The 19,859-nt window shown below is 48.0% G+C and carries 22 protein-coding genes; 12 read left to right on the top strand and 10 right to left on the bottom strand.

Going from position 1 to position 19,859, the window contains the following annotated elements; all coding sequences use genetic code 11:
* Nucleotides 1–48 precede the first annotated feature (48 nt).
* Both SULKU_RS14770 and rny read left to right on the top strand, forming a co-directional pair.
* Nucleotides 49–693 (top strand): 5-formyltetrahydrofolate cyclo-ligase, encoded by a 645-nt coding sequence (locus tag SULKU_RS14770; protein ID WP_013460448.1) that lies wholly within the window; start codon nt 49–51, stop codon nt 691–693.
* Entirely contained in the window at nt 599–2,167 is a 1,569-nt protein-coding gene (gene rny / locus SULKU_RS08005; protein WP_013460447.1) for a ribonuclease Y, read from the top strand. The genes SULKU_RS14770 and rny overlap by 95 nt, the downstream gene beginning before the upstream one ends.
* Here rny and SULKU_RS08000 read toward each other — a convergent pair.
* Nucleotides 2,164–2,715 (bottom strand): Tll0287-like domain-containing protein, encoded by a 552-nt coding sequence (locus SULKU_RS08000; RefSeq protein ID WP_013460446.1) that lies wholly within the window; start codon nt 2,713–2,715, stop codon nt 2,164–2,166. The genes rny and SULKU_RS08000 overlap by 4 nt on opposite strands.
* A gap of 65 nt (nt 2,716–2,780) precedes the next feature.
* A complete protein-coding gene (locus tag SULKU_RS07995) occupies nt 2,781–3,665 on the bottom strand; it encodes a cation diffusion facilitator family transporter (protein ID WP_013460445.1) in 885 nt (294 codons plus the stop codon).
* Nucleotides 3,666–3,721: 56 nt separating this feature from the next.
* On the opposite strand from SULKU_RS07995, the gene cmoB reads away from it, so the two are divergent.
* Nucleotides 3,722–4,615 carry a tRNA 5-methoxyuridine(34)/uridine 5-oxyacetic acid(34) synthase CmoB gene (cmoB, locus tag SULKU_RS07990; RefSeq protein ID WP_013460444.1) on the top strand — a complete coding sequence of 298 codons (894 nt, stop codon included), beginning with the start codon at nt 3,722–3,724 and terminating at the stop codon, nt 4,613–4,615.
* Nucleotides 4,616–4,617: 2 nt separating this feature from the next.
* A complete protein-coding gene (locus tag SULKU_RS07985; protein WP_013460443.1) occupies nt 4,618–5,088 on the top strand; it encodes a hotdog domain-containing protein in 471 nt (156 codons plus the stop codon).
* Here the strand turns inward: SULKU_RS07985 and SULKU_RS07980 are convergent.
* From SULKU_RS07980 to SULKU_RS07970, 3 genes are read right to left on the bottom strand one after another with little or no spacing between them, the layout of a single operon-like run.
* Complete coding sequence (locus tag SULKU_RS07980) at nt 5,085–5,678, bottom strand: MBL fold metallo-hydrolase (protein ID WP_013460442.1); 594 nt, start codon at nt 5,676–5,678, stop codon at nt 5,085–5,087. The genes SULKU_RS07985 and SULKU_RS07980 overlap by 4 nt on opposite strands.
* Before the next feature lie 56 nt (nt 5,679–5,734).
* On the bottom strand, nt 5,735–6,499 hold the full coding sequence (locus SULKU_RS07975; RefSeq protein ID WP_013460441.1) for a transglutaminase domain-containing protein: 765 nt from the start codon (nt 6,497–6,499) through the stop codon (nt 5,735–5,737).
* Complete coding sequence (locus SULKU_RS07970; protein WP_013460440.1) at nt 6,484–6,747, bottom strand: GIY-YIG nuclease family protein; 264 nt, start codon at nt 6,745–6,747, stop codon at nt 6,484–6,486. Before SULKU_RS07970 ends, SULKU_RS07975 begins: the two co-directional genes overlap by 16 nt.
* A gap of 27 nt (nt 6,748–6,774) precedes the next feature.
* Between SULKU_RS07970 and SULKU_RS07965 the strand changes: the two genes are divergently transcribed.
* The 5 genes from SULKU_RS07965 to argB all read left to right on the top strand — a co-directional run bounded on the left by SULKU_RS07965 (nt 6,775) and on the right by argB (nt 11,422).
* Nucleotides 6,775–7,620 carry a ferritin-like domain-containing protein gene (locus tag SULKU_RS07965; RefSeq protein ID WP_245535143.1) on the top strand — a complete coding sequence of 282 codons (846 nt, stop codon included), beginning with the start codon at nt 6,775–6,777 and terminating at the stop codon, nt 7,618–7,620.
* A 60-nt stretch (nt 7,621–7,680) separates the two neighbouring features.
* Complete coding sequence (locus tag SULKU_RS07960; protein WP_013460438.1) at nt 7,681–8,481, top strand: NAD+ synthase; 801 nt, start codon at nt 7,681–7,683, stop codon at nt 8,479–8,481.
* A 73-nt stretch (nt 8,482–8,554) separates the two neighbouring features.
* Nucleotides 8,555–9,673, top strand: a complete 1,119-nt coding sequence (locus tag SULKU_RS07955; RefSeq protein ID WP_013460437.1) for a DegT/DnrJ/EryC1/StrS family aminotransferase — start codon at nt 8,555–8,557, stop codon at nt 9,671–9,673.
* A complete protein-coding gene (locus tag SULKU_RS07950; RefSeq protein WP_013460436.1) occupies nt 9,670–10,587 on the top strand; it encodes a tetraacyldisaccharide 4'-kinase in 918 nt (305 codons plus the stop codon). Before SULKU_RS07955 ends, SULKU_RS07950 begins: the two co-directional genes overlap by 4 nt.
* A complete protein-coding gene (gene argB / locus SULKU_RS07945) occupies nt 10,571–11,422 on the top strand; it encodes an acetylglutamate kinase (RefSeq protein ID WP_013460435.1) in 852 nt (283 codons plus the stop codon). Before SULKU_RS07950 ends, argB begins: the two co-directional genes overlap by 17 nt.
* 55 nt (nt 11,423–11,477) lie before the next feature.
* Here the strand turns inward: argB and SULKU_RS07940 are convergent, their stop codons facing one another.
* From SULKU_RS07940 to sdhA, 3 genes are read right to left on the bottom strand one after another with little or no spacing between them, the layout of a single operon-like run.
* Complete coding sequence (locus tag SULKU_RS07940; RefSeq protein ID WP_013460434.1) at nt 11,478–12,359, bottom strand: CoB--CoM heterodisulfide reductase iron-sulfur subunit B family protein; 882 nt, start codon at nt 12,357–12,359, stop codon at nt 11,478–11,480.
* Between the two features lie 10 nt (nt 12,360–12,369).
* A complete protein-coding gene (locus SULKU_RS07935; protein ID WP_013460433.1) occupies nt 12,370–13,347 on the bottom strand; it encodes a succinate dehydrogenase/fumarate reductase iron-sulfur subunit in 978 nt (325 codons plus the stop codon).
* A gap of 10 nt (nt 13,348–13,357) precedes the next feature.
* A complete protein-coding gene (gene sdhA, locus SULKU_RS07930; RefSeq protein WP_013460432.1) occupies nt 13,358–15,070 on the bottom strand; it encodes a succinate dehydrogenase flavoprotein subunit in 1,713 nt (570 codons plus the stop codon).
* Between the two features lie 291 nt (nt 15,071–15,361).
* Between sdhA and SULKU_RS07925 the strand changes: the two genes are divergently transcribed.
* Genes SULKU_RS07925 through SULKU_RS07915 form a run of 3 tightly spaced genes read left to right on the top strand, consistent with a single transcriptional unit; the run spans nt 15,362 to nt 18,107 of the window.
* Entirely contained in the window at nt 15,362–16,186 is an 825-nt protein-coding gene (locus SULKU_RS07925; RefSeq protein WP_013460431.1) for a thiamine-phosphate kinase, read from the top strand.
* A 7-nt stretch (nt 16,187–16,193) separates the two neighbouring features.
* A complete protein-coding gene (gene truD / locus SULKU_RS07920; RefSeq protein WP_013460430.1) occupies nt 16,194–17,285 on the top strand; it encodes a tRNA pseudouridine(13) synthase TruD in 1,092 nt (363 codons plus the stop codon).
* Nucleotides 17,286–17,288: 3 nt separating this feature from the next.
* Nucleotides 17,289–18,107, top strand: a complete 819-nt coding sequence (locus SULKU_RS07915) for a phosphatidylserine decarboxylase (protein ID WP_013460429.1) — start codon at nt 17,289–17,291, stop codon at nt 18,105–18,107.
* Here the strand turns inward: SULKU_RS07915 and SULKU_RS07910 are convergent.
* Nucleotides 18,097–18,699 carry a hypothetical protein gene (locus SULKU_RS07910; protein WP_013460428.1) on the bottom strand — a complete coding sequence of 201 codons (603 nt, stop codon included), beginning with the start codon at nt 18,697–18,699 and terminating at the stop codon, nt 18,097–18,099. The genes SULKU_RS07915 and SULKU_RS07910 overlap by 11 nt on opposite strands.
* A 30-nt stretch (nt 18,700–18,729) precedes the next feature.
* The gene (ychF, locus tag SULKU_RS07905; protein WP_013460427.1) at nt 18,730–19,830 is read right to left on the bottom strand and encodes a redox-regulated ATPase YchF; all 1,101 of its coding nucleotides are present in this window, start codon (nt 19,828–19,830) and stop codon (nt 18,730–18,732) included.
* Nucleotides 19,831–19,859 lie beyond the last annotated feature (29 nt).

The raw sequence follows: 19,859 nt of genomic DNA, 5'->3' as shown, positions 1-19,859 counted from the left end.
CTTTTTTAGAGTAAAATAATGAAGATTATAACGAAGCAAAGGTAAAAAGTGTCCAAAAGCGATTTTAGAAATGACTGCCTTAAGCGGTTAAAGGCTCTTAGCCCGTATACTAAAAAATATCGTGACGCTAAAATACGATCGTTACTCGAAGATGTCCTTAACGGTCTACGGATACAGCGCATCCTGTTTTATTGGCCGATGGGATTTGAAGCGGATCTTCGAAAAACAGTTTATTCTCTTCGCCCTAAAAAAGATGTATATCTGCCGTTTATGGATGGCGTCAGTTTCAAAATGGTACCATTTAGATACCCGTTGGAACATAAGGCTTTTGGGATTTATGAGCCTCGGGATTCGTATAGAAAATATAATTTAATAGATGTAGCAATTGTCCCTGTAGTAGGGGTAGACGGGTCACTGCGCCGAATAGGTTTCGGTAAAGGGATGTATGATCGATTTTTTCCGACCCTGAAAACGAAACCGTTTACAATATTTATTCAGTCTTGCGCGTGTCGAACGATGCAAAATGTATGTGATGATTATGATGTGCAAGGAGACCTGCTCATTACCCCTCATGGGGTACAAAGCATGAGGAAAACCAATGTTAAACGAACTACTCGTAGGGGGCGGAGTCGCCCTCACCAGCGGGTTGGTCGGATTTTTAATTTCAAAAAAGATTACCGCAACACAATTTGATCTTTATCTGGAACAGGCGAAAGCCAAAGCCAAAGCAATTGAAAATGAAGCACAGATGATTTTAGAGCGTGCTTCACTGCGTTCCCGAGAGATTGAAAAAGAGGCGCAAAAACAATACGATGAAACGTATGAAAAAGTTAAAAAAGATCTCTCTTCGCGTGAAGATAAAATAGCACATACAGAGCGCGAGTTTGAGATTCTTCGACAAAGCGAAGAGGAAAGAATTGCTCAGGAACGATCGCATATTGAAAATAAACGGCTCAATTTAGAACGTAATGAGCGTACTTTAGAGAAATTAAAAGAAGACTACCGCCAAAAAAGTGAACAGTTAAGGGGAATTGTCGAGCAGCGCGCCGGACTATCGGTGAACGAAGCGAAAACAATTTTGTTAGATCAGGTGCGTGAAAGTGCACGTTTGGAGTTAGCACGCGAAGCACGTCTTTTGGAAGAACAGACCAAAGAGCAGCTGAAGCGCAAAGCCAATTATATTTTAGCGCAGGCAACGTCCCGCTTTGCGGGTGAATATGCGGCTGAACGGCTGATCAGTGTGATCCATCTCGATGATGACGAGCTAAAAGGGCGAATCATCGGCAAAGAGGGACGCAATATCAAGACCCTTGAAATGGTCAGCGGAGTCGACATCATCATCGATGAGACCCCGAATGCCATTATTGTGAGTTCATTCAACCTGTATCGGCGGGCAATCGCGGTGAAGACCATTGAATTGCTGATACAAGACGGACGTATCCAGCCCGCGCGCATCGAAGAGGTGTACCAAAAAGTATGCGATGAATTCGAAGATGCGATGCAGCGCGAAGGGGAAGATATTATCTCCGAACTGGGGATTCAAGGGGTCCATCCTGAGCTTACAAAGCTTATCGGACGGCTCAGATTCCGATCCAGCTACGGTCAAAATGCCCTGGCCCACACTCTCGAAGTTGCCCATTTGGCGGGTATTATGGCTGCTGAAATGGGAGGCGATATCAAACTTGCCCGCCGTGCGGGATTACTGCACGATATCGGAAAAGCCCTGACCCAAGAAAGCGGCGGGAACCATGTCGATATCGGGGTTGAATTGTGCCGACGCTACAATGAAGACCCTGTCGTTATCAACGCTATTTATGCCCATCACGGGTATGAAGAGATCAAAAGTATCGAGTGCGCGGCGGTATGTACCGCCGATACCCTCTCTGCCGCCCGCCCGGGGGCACGCCGAGAAGTGCTGGAAAGTTTCTTGAGACGTGTCAGCGAGATCGAAGAGATCGCGACCCAAAAAGCGGGGGTCAAGCAGGCGTATGCGATTAATGCGGGGCGTGAAGTGCGCGTTATCGTCAGTGCGCAAAGTGTCAACGATGATGAGACGGCGTTGATCGCCCGTGAGATTGCTGATGAGATTTCTCAAAAAGTGCAGTTTCCGGGTGAAATCAAAGTGAGTGTCATCCGAGAAAGTAGAGTCGTCGAATACGCCCGTTAGCGGGCCATTTCGACGGCAATCATCCCTCTCAAATCTCCCATTTTATATCCCGTTGCTTTATCGTCAGGGTAAGCGGCGCGAATCGCTTTGGCGAGTTCACCCTCCACATTTCCGTGACATTTCAGACACGCTTCATTATTGATCAGTATCGGTTTGTAATAGACCGCTGCAGTGTCGGACACGTTTACCAGTTCATGCGGCGGGAGCGGCTCGCCGTTTTTTGCCAATGTTTCCCATCGGTTGAGAAGGGCGGCTTCTTGTGGAGTCGGTGCATTGAGCGGATTGCGGTTTTTAAGGCTGAGGCGCTTCATGGATGTTTTGGTCTCTTTGGCGACTTGCTCCGTCAGGGTGAGGGCGTTTTGGGAGCAAAAATTGAGCGCTCCGAGTGCACTGTTGCTTTGCATCTGAATTTTTAGTTCGCCGCCGAGCTTTTGAACCAGTAGGGCAGAGGCCTGATTTCCTTTTGCGATGGCCTGCTCGTCAGCCGAAGAGGAAGCGAGCAGCAACGATGATGCGAGGGTGAGGGGAATAACGATAAAACGTTTCATAAACTATCCTTTTTATAATCAATCGGATAATTCTAACGAATATATGTTAAGGGAGTTTCACCCGCTCAATTTAACTGGTTATCTTCAGAATCATCATACGGATCGAGATGGATGAGAGAGTGGACGGTATCGTCGGGAAAAAGATTTTTAAATGCCAACTCTATCCGGTCTCCTACCATGTGGGCATCATAGAGGGATGTGCTGATACTGAAAACAATGTGGACGCTCAGATAGATATCGCTTCCGGAGCGGCGTGTCCGCAAATCGTGATGGGAACTGATTTCGATTTGGGAGTTTAACAGAGAGTTGATTTTAGCGACACTCTCGGCATCGAGCGCCGCATCGAGGAGCATCAAAATCCCCTCTTTGATCAAAGGAAATGCCGAATAGAGCATATAAGCACTGATCCCGATCCCCAAAAGCGGATCGATCAGCGGGATATCGGTCAGGGCGATCAGTCCGAGTGCAGCCAAGACGGCACCGTTGCTGAGCAAATCGGTTTGGTAATGAAGCGCGTCGGCACGGATGACCATATTTCCGGTTTTGTTGGCGACATGTCGGAGAAACAGCACCAAAGCGGCGGTAATGACGATAGAAGCAATCATAACGATGATGGACGATTCCAAATGCTCGATACTGCTTCCCTGCACGATCTTTGAGATCGATTCGTACAGGATAAAGAGTGCGGAGAGGCTGATAATCGTCCCCTCGATGACGGCGGCTAAGGGCTCGAGTTTGCGACGTCCGTAGTTAAAATGTTCATCCGGCTCTTTGTCGGAGTGGTGGAGGGCAAAATAGTTGAATGCCGAGACGACGAGGTCGAGCAGCGAGTCGATTGCAGAGGCCAAAACGGCGACGGAGCCGCTGATAATTCCGAACGTGAGTTTCAACGCTACCAATACGAAGGCAACGGAACTGGAGATGAGGGTGGCTTTTTGTTCTATACGCATGGCGCCATTTTAGCCTATTATGGATAAAATTATACGACCAAATCGAAGGAAAAACTATGGATCTTACTGCGGTACGCCAAGAACGCTCAAAATGGATGACATGGAAAAATATCGCTCCGTTACGTGAAGCGTTGAATACACTTCCGCAGGTTGAGACAAAGGTTGAGTTAGGCAATACCGTTGCAGTATCAAGCGAAGAAGCGGTTGATAGCGCAGAACTCGAACGTATTGCACGCCTTATGATGCCGTGGCGAAAGGGGCCGTTTGATCTGTTCGGCCTTTTTATCGATACCGAATGGCGTAGTGATCTTAAATACAATTTTCTCCGTCCCCATTTCAATCTCAGCGGCAAAAAAGTGGCCGATATCGGGTGTAACAACGGCTATTATATGTTCCGTTTTCTCGAAGACGCTCCGGCAAAAGTGGTCGGATTTGACCCATCGGCTCTTTTTAAATGCCAGTTCGATTTGATCAACCATTTCGTCAAGAGCGACATTGTCTATGAGCTTTTGGGGGTGGAACACCTGCCGTTTTACGAAGAGAAATTTGACGTTATTTTTTGTCTGGGGGTACTTTACCACCGCAGCGACCCCGTCGCGATGCTCAAATCTCTCGCTCAGGGGTTAGCCGAGGGGGGCGAGATTTATCTCGATACCTTTATCATTGACGGGGACGAGCCTGTCGCCCTGTGCCCGAGCGGAAGCTATTCGAAAATAACCAACGTTTATTTCGTTCCGACACTTAAAGCGCTGGAAAACTGGTGCATCCGTGCCGGATTTACGTCGTTTGAAGTGTTGGGAACCGTGGTGACAACATCGGACGAACAGCGCAAAACCGATTGGATCGAATCGCAAAGCCTTGAAGATTTTCTCGATCCTGCCGATAGTACCAAAACAGTAGAGGGATACCCTGCACCGAAGCGGGGATATGTACGGATTAAAAAGGGATAATTTTGGCAAAAGAGCACTCTGATAATATCGATGAACTGATTCAAGTCGCAATAACACCGCAGACGGCGTTAAATACCCATGAGAGAATCAATACGGTTTACAGCGGCGAAATCGTTAAGATGGAAGCCGGATACGCAAAAGTGATGTTGGAAACGATAGAAGGTATGCGTGCCGATGATTTGGGGCTGGTTCACGGCGGATTTATTTTTAGTGCAGCCGATTTTGCCGCAATGGCGGCGGTTAATGAACCTAATGTCGTGTTGGCGTCATGCAACTGCCTCTTTTTGGCGCCGGTGAGAGTAGGGGATACGGTTACGTTTGAAGCGACTGAACACCAAAAAGAGGGGCGAAAGCGTAACGTAACGGTTCGCGGCTTCGTCCACGAGATCAAAGTGTTCGAAGGGGAGTTTAAAACCGTCGTTACCGAACGTCACGTTCTTCGCTTAGATCTGATGAAAAATATCGATGCTTAAATAGCGCGAAGCCAATAGTCGACGTTGCGCTGTTCCGCAGCGACGGAGGTCGGATTTCCGTGACCCGGGTAGAGCGGTTTATCGATCGTCCATGTGGCAAATCGTTTCAAGCTTTGTCGCATTGCCTCACCGTCGGAATAGGGGAAATCCCACCGTCCGATAGAACCTTCAAACAAAAAATCTCCGCTAAAAATTGCATCGCCGATTTCGATCATGGAACACCCAGGGCAGTGTCCCGGAAAATGGTGAAATTTCACTTCGATCCCGCCGATATCAAATGCTTGATCACCCTCTACGGCGACATCGGGAGTCGACGGCGGCAATCCCGGCATCCAGGTGCTGTTTTGGAGCAGCATCATGTCCCCTTTGGGAGTATAGAGGGGAATGTTTAACTTTTCTTGCAACTCGCTGTTGCTCCAGACATGGTCGAAATGGCCGTGGGTATTTAAAATGGCGACGGGATTTTTGACGTTTGCTATCACCCATTCACTCGCCCCCATCCCCGGATCGATGATAATCTCTTTGCCGTCGATTCTGACAATATAGCAGTTGGTTTGATAGTCGCCCATCGGGCGTTTTAAGATTTCCATAATAGCTCTTTTTTTAGTCGGATTGTAGCATAAATTAAAAAGCAGATTTGTTCAGCTTATCCGATTGAAAACTTGACGTTGGAGAGTTCTTCGGGACGATTTCTGTTCATATCGTATATCCCCTCGAAACTGTAGGGAAACTGCCCGTTGAACTCCCCGATCCTCGCTCCGCTCGCCGTCGTCTCGGCGTAATAGAAATCCTTGCCGTCCATCGTGAGTTTCGCATTTAAAAACGGCACATTGCGGGTGTCGCTCAGATGTACGGCGACGAAAACATGGTGGGGGACATAGATGAAACGGTAATCGATCCCCCGCTCATTCAGCAATGAGGCAAAGAGGTTTGATTTATCATCGCAGTCTCCCCAGTTGCTTTTGACGACGGTGAGGGCATTTCGGCTCGTATAATCGGTGCGGTAGGGGATGGCGGTGACGTAGTCGAAGAGTTTTTGGGCTTCGCACCCGTCGTCACCGTTGCACCCCTGTGTAAGCCTCTCAGCGAGAGGGGCGAGTTCCCCCTCACGTGCCAGATTGGTTTTGATCACCATACCGTTTAGCTCGATGACTCCCCGATCATAGAGGCTTACAAATTGTGAAGAGTTCTTAGGATGATAGGCTCGCAGGTCGCGCGTCTCGACCCATGTCATCGACATCCCCGCATAGGTGAACATTCCGACGACGCTCCCTATGCCGATAAAAGTGATAAACCCGGCTTTTGAGGTTTGTACCGAGCGTGTGGAGGCGATTTTAGCCGATTTTAGAATTTCGCGGTACACCGTAAACGCGATAAGAGCGATTATCGCGATTTTTAGCCACAGATCCATAATGCCTCTTTTGCACTTCGTTTCATACGTTTGACGGCACGCTCGCGCTTGAGCGCCGTGCTTTTGTCATGGCAGCTCTCCTGATACATCAGGGTAACGGGGCGGCGATAGCGGGTGTATTTTGCCCCTTTATCCGACGTATTGTGCTCATGCACCCTTTTATCGATGTCCAGAGCGATCCCCGTATAGTAGGTATCGTCGCTGCATTTGAGGATGTAGAGGGTATAGGCTTTGTCGGACGGTTTCATAAAAGAGAGTATAGCAAAGAAAATTTCATGAGTGGAATACGACACGATATAATGGCACCTATGGAACTCTACAGCACTTTAGAAACACTTTTAACCAATTCCGATCCCAGAGAGAAGATAGCCCTTTTCGGCGATTTTTACGCCGCGTACAATCGCGGTGAGATCACACGGGACATGTCGGCTTCTCCTGTCGTCTTTGAGCACCCGTCTTACCGTGATTTTTGCACCGTAATCGATCCCAAAGAGGTTCCCAGACGGACGAAACTCAACACTTCCCACGGTCAGACGCTCCTGCTCCATGCGATCGCCCATATCGAATACAGTGCGATCGATCTGGCGCTAGACGCTGTGTACCGTTTCCGTGAATGCGGTGAAGTGTTTGAACGTGACTGGCTTGTCGTGGCGGAGGATGAGGTGCGCCATTTCGAGATGATCGAGGGGTTGCTCAAAGAGCTCGGGAGCTATTACGGCGAATATCCGGTGCATGACGCGCTGTTCGAAGCCTCCATGCGCACACTCGATCTGCTGGAGCGGATGGCGGTTGTGCCGCGCTATCTCGAAGCCAACGGACTGGATGCGACGCCGCAGATTTTGACTAAACTGCACCCCTACCGCCATGAGGCGATGATCGCGAAAATCATTGCCGCACTCTATGTTATTTTGGACGAAGAGATCGATCATGTCCGCAAAGGGGATCGATGGTTCGAGTACGCCTGTGCTCACTCGGGAAAAGAGACGTCGAGCTATTTTGAGATCATCGAAAAACACTATCCCAACAGTTTTCCCCGCAAAATCAATATCAACTGCGCAGCACGAAAGATGGCGGGATTCGGTAAGGATGAGCTGAACCGTATTTCGTTTACGAAGTGTTGACTTCTTTGAGAAAAATATTAGTTATAATACAAATTGTTAATACAAAAGTAAGGTTAAGCGGTGGGTAAATACGAGCTAATAAGCCGATATTTGTGCGAATTTCTGGGTCAGGAAGTCCGTAAAACAGGTCTGCAAAAAGTTGTTGTGGGACTGAGCGGAGGGATCGATTCGGCTGTGGTCGCGGTATTGGCGCATCGTGCGTTCGGTGATGATTTGCTTTGTATCAAAATGCCTTCTCACTATTCATCGATGAGTTCACTGGACGATGCGGATGAATTATGCGGCACTTTCGGCCTTAGATCAGAGACTTACAGCATCGAGCCGATGTTAAAAGCGTATGAATCTTCCGATATGTCACCGCTTCGGATCGGGAATCTCTCGGCAAGGTTACGGATGGTAACATTGTTTGATATATCGGCACGCGAAGGGGCTTTGGTTCTGGGAACCAGCAATAAAAGCGAACTGATGCTCGGATACGGGACGCTGCATGGCGATTTGGCCAGCGCGATCAATCCCATCGGAGATTTGTATAAAACCGAAGTATTTGAGCTGGCCCGTTATTTAGGAGTACCGAGTTCGATTATCGACAAACCCCCCTCAGCCGATTTGTGGGCAGGGCAGAGCGATGAAGCGGAGATCGGATACCCCTACGCCGATTTGGACCGTGTGTTGAAACGTTACGTCGAAGAGCGTCATACAGTGGAAGAAATTGTTTCAGATGGTGAAAACTCTCAATTAGTCGATATGATAGTGACAAGAATCTATAAGAATCAGTTTAAACGCAAAATGCCTTTAATCGCCAAGTTGACTTCACGAACGCCTAACCATGATTTCAACTATCCTAGAGATATTACACTTTAGTGCCATAGCGGCTAGCGTAGCCAAAAGGATTTTATTCTTTTGGTATTCAGAATAGAATAACAAGGAAGAGAATATGAGTATCCCATTTTACCGTGTCGATGTCGGCGGAGATGAACGCGAAAAGATTGACGAAGTATTCGACGGAGAAGCGCCGAATATTGTTGAAGACTTGGAAGCGGCATTCGAATCGTATGTCGGTGCTTCGTATGCACTGGCAACGTCGCACGGTACGGCCGCCCTTCATCTGGCGATGCTGGCCATCGATCTCAAGCGGGGCGATAAAGTGATTTGTTCGATCAACGCTTATCCCTCGATTCCCGAAGTCGTACGCCATTTCGATGCCGAACCGATTTTTATCGATATCAACCCGGACACGTTTACGATCGATTTGGACAAACTCGAAGCGTATTTGGCCGAAAACAAATCCAAAAAACTCAAAGCGGTGATCGTCTCGCATGTGGCGGGACAATGTGTCGATTTGGACCGATTGTATGAAATTGCTAAACAATATGATGTCAAAATCGTCGAAGACGCCTCAGATGCGCTTGGAGCAACCTATAACGGCCAAAAAATCGGCTCGACGGGTGCCGATATCACCTGTTTCGATTTCAGCCCCCATTTGCGGCACAACGTCTGCAACGGCGGAATGCTCGTCTGTGATGACGAAGAGATCATGGAACGGGCAAAATCGCTTCGCAACCATGCAATGGTGATCGAAGATGAAGGGCTGGGATATATTTACGATGTCGTCGATATCGGAAGCCAATACATGATGAGTCCGTTGGATGCGGCGACGATTCTCGTTCAGCTTGAAAAGCAGGATGACAATATAGAGCGTCAGCGCCAAATCGCCGAAATCTATAATGAACGTTTGGCGGATGCTCCACATATCAGACTTCCGATTGCCAATGAGGAACACCCTTATTCGCTCTACATTATCAAAGTCGATAAAAACCGTGACTCGTTTGCGCGTGAACTGGCCGCACGGGGGATCGAGTGCGGGTTGCACTATATACCGCTTCATTTGCTCAGTTATTACAAATCGAAGTATTCGCTGCGGGTTAACGATTTCCCGATTGCGCTGCGCAACTACCAGCAGGTACTCTCTATCCCGAACTATGCGGCGCTCAGCGACGATGAAGTCGAGGAGATTTGTGACGCAATTTTGGATGTAGCTTCTACACGCGTTTGAAACGGTTCTGGATACTTTGGGGAGAACGTTATCTATACAACCCATCGCTATTCCAAAAAATTCTCTCCGTACTCCTGTTACCTCTCAGCTGGATTTACTGTTTCGGTGCCTATATCCGCTACCGGCGCAGTAAACCCAAATCACTCGGAATACCGGTCATTAGCATCGGCAATCTAACCGTCGGCGGGAGCGGCAAAACGCCGGTCGTCATCGAGATGGCGAAACTGTTTGAAAAGCCCGCCATCGTATTGCGCGGATACGGACGGCAAAGCAAAGGGATGGTTGTCGTCAAAGACAAATCGACCATACTGTGCGATGTCATCCGAAGCGGCGACGAAGCGATGCTCTACGCTGAGCTGCTCGGAAGTGCCGTAGTAATCGTCAGTGAGATCCGAGAGCGGGCAATCGCTGAGGCTAAAGCCATGGGATGCGAAGTGGTATTGCTCGACGACGGGTACGGCAAGCATACGATCGAAAAACTTGATCTCGTTATCGCGGTACCGACTCCGAATCCGTATTGTCTCCCTTCCGGTCCGTACAGAGAGCGGCTGTGGAGCGGTAAAAATTCTATGATACTGATGGAAAAAGTCGCTTTCCAGCGTTTTGTGACCGTGAATAATCCGACCGAGAAAATGGTTTTGGTAACGGCGATTGCCCGCCCGGAACGTCTTGACCCGTTCTTGCCGGAAGTGTTGGAAAAAATCTATTTCGAAGATCACCATTTCTTTACGCAAGGTGAACTTGAGATGATAATAGAGCGCACCGGAGCAACCAGTCTATTGGTAACTTCAAAAGACTTGGTTAAAATGTCGCCTTATAAAAAATTCAACTTTTCCGTTTTGGAACTCTCCATAGTCTTGGACGAGACATTGATAACTACTGTTAAGGAATATGTACATGCAGCGCAAAATTGATACCGTAAAAACTTTGATGGACGCGATGCCGTTCATCAAAGAGTTTCGCGATGAGATCGTTGTTATTAAATACGGCGGTTCGGCTCAAAGTTCGGATGAGCTGAAAGCTAAATTTGCTCAGGATATCGTACTGCTTCACCTCGTTGGGGTAAAAGTCGTCATCGTTCACGGCGGCGGAAGCCGTATCAGCCAGCTTTTGGGTGATCTGAAAATCCCGACCGAATTTATCGACGGGGAGCGTGTCAGCACCCCTGAGGTTATGCGGATCGTAGAGATGGTTCTCAGCGGTGAAATCAATAAAGAGATCACCTCCCTGCTCAATTCGCACGGTGCCAAAGCGATCGGAATCAGCGGCAAAGACGCCCACTTTCTGATGGCAAAACCCAAAGATGAAGCCAAATTCGGCTTGACGGGGCGTGTTGAGAGTGTCAAATCCGACGTTATCCATAATCTTCTTCGCGAAGGATTCATTCCCGTCATCGCTCCGATCGGTGCCGATGAAGCGCTCGGGCATCCGGGATACAACATCAATGCCGATCTTGCCGCATCGGCGGTTGCGGCGGCTATCGGCGCCTGCAAAGTGATTTTTATGACCGATACTCCGGGCGTTTTGAACAATCAAAAAGAGCTGCTTTCGACGCTTACCGAAGCACAGGTCGAATCTTTAAAAGCAAACGGGACGATTCACGGCGGGATGGTTCCGAAAGTGGATGCGTGTCTCGAAGCGGTGGATGGCGGGGTGAAAAAAGCCCATATCATCGACGGACGGATTGAACACGCGATTTTGCTCGAACTCTTTACTTCGGACGGGGTAGGGACGCAGATTACGCTGTAAAATTTGAGTGAAAGAGTTATAAAAAAATATTCCCCGCAGTGGGGAATAAAGAGGATTAAACGAAATCGACTTTCGTTACGTGGTGGTTTAGTCCGAGTTCCGCAGGGGTACATCCGAGCGCCAAACCGACCATTTGCTGCATATGAAGGACAGGAAGAGAAACTTCACGTCCAAGAGCAACAGAGGCATGATGCGTTTGCGTATCAAGTTTAAGGTGACAAAGAGGACACGGAGTTACCATCCAGTCCGCATTCGCATCCATCGCACCGGCTACGGCATTACCAGTAAGCAAGGCTGCTGTACGAGGTGCTTGCAGCTCTGCATGGAATCCGCAACATTTGGTTTTTTCCACATAATCCACGCTTGCCCCGCCGCACGCAACGATGAGATCATCGAGCGATGTCGGTTTATAGGCGCTTTCAGGACTTTTATGCGTCTCATTTTGAAGTTCTGAAGGACGGATATTGTGACATCCGTAGAACGGTGCAATGTTGAATTGGCTAAGAGGTTTAACCACCATCTCTTTGATCTTATCCAAACCGAAATCATCGATAATGGCATATAAGAAATGGGTGATTTGAGACGTCCCTTTGTACTCCAAACCGACTTCTGCGAGCTTTGCGTTTACTTTTGCTTTCAGCTCTGCATTATGATCAAGGCGATGTTTGGTCATTGCCGTGTTGAGCTGACACGTATTACAGATGGTAACCATTGTAAGACCGTGTTTTTCGGCATACGCGATGTTGCGCGCATTTAAAACCAAAGATAAAAAGTCATCATAATCTTGTAAGTGTGAAGCACCGCAGCAAGAAGCCTCGGTGAGTTCTACAAGTTCGATCCCCAATTTATTTGCAACGGCCAAAGTCGACATCATTTGCTCGGGCGTACTCTCTTTTGCGGTACAGCCGGTAAAAAGTGCATATTTTAATTTTTCCATTGGGTACTCCCTAAAACTTTACTGTTGATGAAGATTTGATTAGTTTTTTGATCTCATCTAATTTATCGGCTTTTGGCATATTCCATGGCAATACGATTTTACCTTTGGCAAACATTTTAAGAGCGACAGGGACGTGTTTGAGAACACCGATATTCCCCTCTGAATAACGTACCAGTTCACCCTCATCGAGTAGACCGTGTTTTTCAATCGAATGGGCGAATCCGACGGCATGGCGTGTAGCGACATTGTTTTTCGCAATGCCCGCTTCAAATACCATGTTGTGCAGTTTGGTGATTTTCTCGATAGGGTTAACCTCTTTCGGACAAACCTCCGCACACTCCATACATTTGACACAATCCCAAACCCCTTGGGCTTCCTCATTGACGATGTGGAGACGATCAACTGAAGCCTCGTCACGTACATCGGCACTGAAACGGTACGCTGCGGCAAATGCCGCCGGACCGAAGAAGCTGTCATTAACCTCTAATGCCGGGCAAGAGTAGTGACACGCACCGCATTGGATGCAGTAGTCGGCTTCAAGAAGTTTTTCGGCATCGTGAGGGCTGACCAGGTGCTCTTGCGCAGGATGCTCTTCGATTTCGCTGACAAGATACGGTTTGATCGCCGCATGATTGTCCCAGAAATCTTTTTTATCGATGATCAAGTCTTTGATAGCGCGTTTTGTGCTAAGAGGCTCAATCGTGATTTCGTTTCCGAATACTTCGACAAGGTCAAATAGACGGGATTTACAGGCCAAGATTCCTTTGCCGTTTACTTTGATCGAACAGACACCGCAGATACCGTGGCGGCAGCTTCGGCGGTATGATAGGCTTCCGTCGTGATCCCATTTGATGCGGTTGAGGATGTCCAGGACAACCTCTTCGTGCGTTACGTCGAGAGTATAAGTATTATAGTAAGGAAGGTAATCGGTCTCTTCGTTGAAACGGAAAACTTTAAACGTTACTTGTTGCGATTTTATCGTATCCATAGTCTCTTCCTTAGTATGATCGTGCTTTGAGTTCATGGCGGCCTAGTGTGACGTCCATGTAGTCAAGTTTGATATTTCCGTTTTCATCCATGTATGCCATGGTGTGTTTCAAGAAATTTTCGTCATCACGTGTCGGGAAATCTTCACGGAAGTGAGCACCGCGACTCTCTTTGCGATCCAATGCGCTGGCAACGATAAAGAGGGAGTAATCAAGCATGTGACCGAATTCGATTGCTTCTTGAAGTTCCGTATTGAAAATTTTTGATTTGTCAGAAATACGGATATTTTTGTAGCGTGCACGCAAATCTTTCAGGATTTCCATTTGTTTGGAAAGTGTTTCAGCGGTACGGAAAACCCCCGCATTATCAGTCATCGATTGTTGCAATTCTTCGCGAAGGGCGCTGACTGATTCTTGGCCGTTATTGGTAAGAACCCATTGCATCTCATCGATCATACGCTGTGCATCCGCTTCGCTAGCCGGATGCAATTCGATAGAATCGACTTCATTAACCATGGTCTTACCGACGAAACGTCCGAATAACAATGCTTCGAGAACCGAGTTGGCTCCGAGACGGTTTGCACCATGGACGGATGAACATGAACACTCTCCCGCCGCATAGAATCCTTCAACAAACTCGGTATTGTTTTTGCGGACGTGACCGTGTTTGTCCATCGGGATACCGCCCATAGAGTAGTGAGCCGTTGCCGAGATCAAGATCGGCTCTTTAATCATATCAAGGCCGAGGAACGTGATCGCAAGGTCGCGAAGTTCCGGCAGGCGCTCCATGATTTTCTCTTTGCCCAAATGAACAAGGTCGATATAAACGGCATCTTTACGAGGGCCTACACCGCGTCCTTCACGGATCTCTTGGATGATCGCACGGGCAACAACGTCGCGTGATGCGAGCTCCATTGCGTTCGGAGCGTATTTTTCCATAAAGCGCTCACCGAGTGAGTTAAGGAGTTTTCCACCCTCACCGCGAGCTGCTTCAGAGATCAAAACACCGTTTCCTGAAAGACCTGACGGATGGAATTGTACGAATTCCATATCTTCAAGCGGAAGACCGTGACGCGCTACGAGTGAAAGACCGTCACCGGTATTGGCATGGGCGTTTGAATTGATTTTGAATGCACGAGCGTATCCGCCGGTTGCGAACATAACCGCTTTGGCATTGAAAATCGCTTTTTCGGAGTTGCGGATGTTGTAGGCACTGACACCGTACACTTTCCCTTCGTTATACAACAAGTCGGCGACATACCACTCATCCCAGAATTCAACGCCTTCGCGGAACGCTTGTTCATAAATGGTTTGAAGAAGCGTCAACCCCGTACGGTCTTTTGCAAAACAGGCGCGCGGTGAAGATTGGCCTCCGAACGGACGCTGTGCGATCGTACCGTCTTCGTTACGGCTGAATGCCGCACCCATACGCTCTGCCCAACGGATTGTCTCCGGTGCTTTTTCACACATAAACTGTACAACATCCTGGTCTGCAAGATAGTCAGACCCTTTTACGGTATCGAACTCATGAAGTTCAACGCTGTCGGCTTCGCTGAATGCCGCGTTGATTCCCCCCTGAGCTGCGCCTGAATGGCTCCGTAACGGGTGTAGTTTTGTGACGACGGCAACTTTTTTGCCGGCTTTTTGCAACTCGCGAGCTGCAGCACATCCGGCTAGTCCTGCTCCGACAATCACCGCATCATAAGTATAAATGGGAATACTCATACGCCTTCCTTGTTGATAAAATCTGTGGACGATTATAGCGCGCCGCTCCTTGGGTAAGATTAAAAAGGATTATAGTGTTTGCTTAGGATTGAAACTCTTTATTCTTGTCCGAAATAGTAACAAAATTGATATCTTTGCTGCTGTATGTGAGTGGAAAAGTTACAGTGTATGATATTCTGAAAATGAATTTACACAATGAATCGGGATTTAAAACGGGATAGATTGGTGTTTTAACGCAACCATAATCTCATTTTGTCTATAATGATAATATTTTTAAGATGGGTAGAGAGCGTGAACGCAGAAAATTATTTTATTTCCACTTTTTGCTCTTCCAAAACACATATCGGTGACGACGGAGCGGCAATCGGCAAGTGGATATACAGTAAAGATCTTTTTTTCGAAAATATCCATTTTAAAAGAAAGTGGCTTACCCCTTATCAAATCGGCTACAAAGCGATGATTATCAATATCTCGGATGCCGTTGCGATGAATGCCGTCCCTAAGTATGCACTGCTCGGTGCCGCGATGCCAAAATCGATGAGCCTTCATCAGATGGATGAACTCTCACGGGGAATTCGGACCGCCGCATCAGAGTACGGTATCGAAATCATCGGGGGAGACACGATCGGCAATTCCAAGCTCGATCTTTCCGTCACGATTATCTCTCATGCAGCGAATCCGCTGTTACGCCGCGGACTAAAGCGCGGGGATATAATCGCTTATACCGGTGAGATCGGAAAATCGGCAAAACAGCTCCGCTATCTGATGTCGGGGGGGAGCGTTCATACGCAAAGCCGTTTCGTCGCGCCGAAACTGCGCCAATCGTTTATTGCGGAAGCACGTCCTTATCTGCGCTGCGGGATGGATATCTCTGACGGATTGTTCAGCGATATCGAAAAACTGTGCCGTGCCAACCGGATGGGGGTACGATTTACAAAAAAAGTTCCCAAAAAGATAGGGTGCAGCGGAGAAGAGTATGAGATGCTGATCGCTTTTTCTCCGCGTCGTCTGCAAACCCTGCGCCGTATCGCGGCGCAAAATCGAACGACCATCACACCTGTCGCCCGCGCTGTGCGCGGAAGCTATACCAATCGCTGCAAAGCGCACCATTTTTAGGAGTTTCATGGAACGTCAATATTATCTCCCTCACAGTGGAATCGACTTTCACTTTCGCCAATCGCCGCGCGATTTCGTCGTAGACGAGATTCCCCTCTATCCTTTTAGCGGAGACGGGGAACATCTGGTACTTCACGTCCGCAAAAAAAATCTCTCTACCTGGCAGATGATCGATATCTTCAGCAACCATTTGGGGATCAAAGGGCGGGATATCGGGTATGCGGGGCTCAAAGACAAGAATGCCCAGACCAAGCAATACATTTCCCTGCCGCGCAAATACGAAGGGGTTTTGGAGAACTTTGAGCACGAAGGGATCAAAATCCTGGAAAAAACCTACCATAACAATAAAATCCGTGTCGGCCATCTCAAAGGGAACCGGTTTTTTATCCGCCTCAAAAAGGTCAACCCGACCGCCGCATTTAAAATTCAAGAAGCGCTGAAGCTGATCAAAAAACAGGGGATGCCGAACTATTTCGGATTTCAGCGTTTCGGGCTTGACGGAGAAAACTATAAAAAAGGCTCAGCGATTTTGGCGGGGACGCTCAAAGAGCGAAATAAAAAATTGGCGCAGTTTTACGTCAATGCCTATCAGAGTTTTCTTTTTAACGATTGGCTGAGCCGACGCGTTCAGATCTCAACACTCGTAGAAAGTTTCGGTGTGGATGAGCTGTGCAGTGTATTGGTGTTTCCGAAAGAAGAGATCGAAGCGATGAAAAAGCAAAAACACCCTTTTAAACTGATCCACGGGGATGTGATGATGCACTACCCGTACGGAAAAATCTTCCATTATGAGAGCGAAGAGGAAGTTGAGCGATTTTTCAAACGGGATATTTCGGTCACGGGATTGCTGAGCGGCAAGCGTGCGACACGTGCCGTCGGATTGGCTGAGAGTGTCGAAAAAGTCTATGATGCGATCACCTCCGGGATTGACGGTGCACGCCGCTACGGATGGATTTTCCCCGAAGATATCGAGGGGGAGTATAAAGAGAACGATGCGTGGTTCGAACTCCATTTCACCCTCCCCAAAGGGTGCTACGCCACCGTACTGATCGAAGAGATCGCCAAACGCCCAATTCAAACCGATGAAACACAGGAGTAACCATTGAAACAACACCTCACCTCTGCAATTTCGCAAACATTCGGACGTTTTGCGTCCAAAACACATGGAAAAAGATTCCAGAGCGCTATCAATCATGCCTATGTTAGAATGATGGGACTAGATATGAGCGATTTTGATTCACCCGAGAGCTATCCGAGCCTTAATGCCCTTTTTACCCGAAGATTTCGCCATAAACGCTCTTTTTCAACCGACCCGCGCGATATGATCAGCCCGTGTGATTCGCTTATCACCGAATGCGGAGCTATCGAAGAAGATCTGGCGCTACAGATCAAGGGGATGAGCTACAGTATCGACGGTGTTTTGGGGGATGGAATCAGCAGCGATTCGAAAAAAAGCGTCCATAACGGAACCTTTGTCAATTTTTATCTCTCGCCGCGCGATTATCACCGCTATCATGCGCCGATCGACATGCAGGTTCTTCATGCCGTCCATATACCGGGCAAACTCTATCCGGTCAATATCCCCTCCCTGAAAAAACAGGTCAATCTTTTCATCGAAAACGAACGGGTCGTTTTGGAGTGTCTCAGCTCGGAGGGGAAACGGTTTTTCCTGATCTTGGTGGGTGCCTTGAATGTCGGTGAGATGGAAGTGAGCTTTGAGCCGCGCATCCGTACCAATACAGTCCTGACTCCGAGCCAATACAGCTATCGCGATTTGCATCTGAGCAAAGGGGACGATTTCGGATGTTTCAGAATGGGATCGACCATTGTCATGCTGTGTGAAAAAGATATGGTCGAATTCGGAATTTCAAGCGGGCATAACGTCAAGTTTGCCCAGACGATCGGGCGGCTTACGTTCTAAAGAGGATATCGAGACGGATGCTGAGATGGCCGTCTTCCTCGTAAATATCGATATTGCTGTCAATTGCGGGATGAAGTTTAAACAACGCCCCCTGTATCGAGTGGAATACATGCTGGAATTTCGGAAACATGGGGGCGAAGATCGTATCGATATGCCCTTTTTGGATGATATGCGCCAATGACGTGATACCGCTGTAGTAAACGGTTTTATTGATAGAACGGCTGATCAGGTAATTTCGCATCAGCTCAATATTTTTAACCAAGACCTCTTTCTCTTCTTCACACAATACTTTGTTCGCATGTGCATGTTTGAGCTCTTCTTCAATTTCCTTTTCAACGATCTTTTGTCTATCCTGGATCTCTTGGTCCAGCTGCGGATCGTTTTGTCGGATAAGATCAATAATACGGTCGGTATCCATCGGTTTATTGGAGGCGAGATAGGTATAGCGTTTGCCCCCCTCATATTCATGGTTTAGTGCCTGAATAAGTTCTGCAACGATACTCAGATAAACGAATTTATCTTCTTTATTCAGATCAAAAGATATCCCGTGAGCCGAGATAAGAGGTTTGGGGCCGGCATACTTCAAAGACATTAACGCCTCCTGTAAAGGTGTAAATACTAATTATACATTAAATCTGAAGTGCATGATATCACCGTCTTGCACAATGTACTCTTTACCTTCCAAACGCATTTTCCCCGCCTCTTTCGATTTGGCTTCGCCGCCGCAGGCAATAAAATCTTCATATCCGATCACTTCGGCGCGGATAAACCCTTTTTCAAAATCGTTGTGGATAACGGCTGCGGCTTTCGGTGCGGTGGTGTTTTTATGGATCGTCCATGCACGTACTTCTTTGACGCCGGCGGTGAAATAGCTCATGAGCCCGAGTTTATCGAACCCTTTTCGGATGATCTGCTCCAACCCCGATTCTTCTACACCCATATCGCGTAGGAACTCGTCACGCTCATCGTCTTCCATACCGACGAGTTCTTCTTCGATTTTTGCGCAGAGTTTGATCACTTCGCACCCGTGTTTCGCGGCGTGTTCGCGGAGACGCTGAACATACTCGTTGTCAGAGCTCAAGCCGTCTTCATCGACGTTGGCACCGTACATGATCTCTTTAGCACTCAAAAGTCGAGTTTCACTCATCAGTTTTTCATACATTTCCGAATCGGCTTTCGGGAAGTTGCGGGCAAGATTCCCCTCTGCCAAAAACTCCGCCAACTCTTCGGCAAACGCCATCATCGCTGCCGCGTCTTTTTCGTTTTTCGCCTGTTTTTTGAGACGCTCGATACGGTTTGTAAGCACTTCGATATCGGCGAAGATCAGCTCGTTTTCTATGATTTCGACGTCTGAAAGAGGATCGATACGTCCTTCGGTATGGACGATGTTTTCATCGTCGAAACAGCGGACGATCTGCAAGATGACTTCGGTTTCGCGGATGTTGGAGAGGAATTTGTTCCCCAAACCTTCACCTTTGCTGGCTCCTTTGACAAGTCCTGCGATGTCGACGAAATCGAGGGTTGAGTGTTGGATACGTTCAGGGTTTACGATTTTTGCAAGCTCAGTCAAACGGATATCAGGTACCGGAACGGTTGCTTTGTTCGGCTCGATTGTACAGAACGGATAGTTCGCCGCTTCGGCGTTTTGTGCTTTGGTAAGCGCGTTAAAAGTGGTCGATTTTCCGACGTTTGGTAGTCCTACGAGTCCGATTGATAAGCCCATTGAATGTTTCCTTAATAGTGATTCGATGC

Origin of the sequence: Sulfuricurvum kujiense DSM 16994, from assembly GCF_000183725.1 — a bacterium.
GTDB lineage: Bacteria > Campylobacterota > Campylobacteria > Campylobacterales > Sulfurimonadaceae > Sulfuricurvum > Sulfuricurvum kujiense.
The sequence above is the reverse complement of the archived record's forward strand: the minus strand, read 5'-3'. Positions and strand labels throughout refer to the sequence as shown.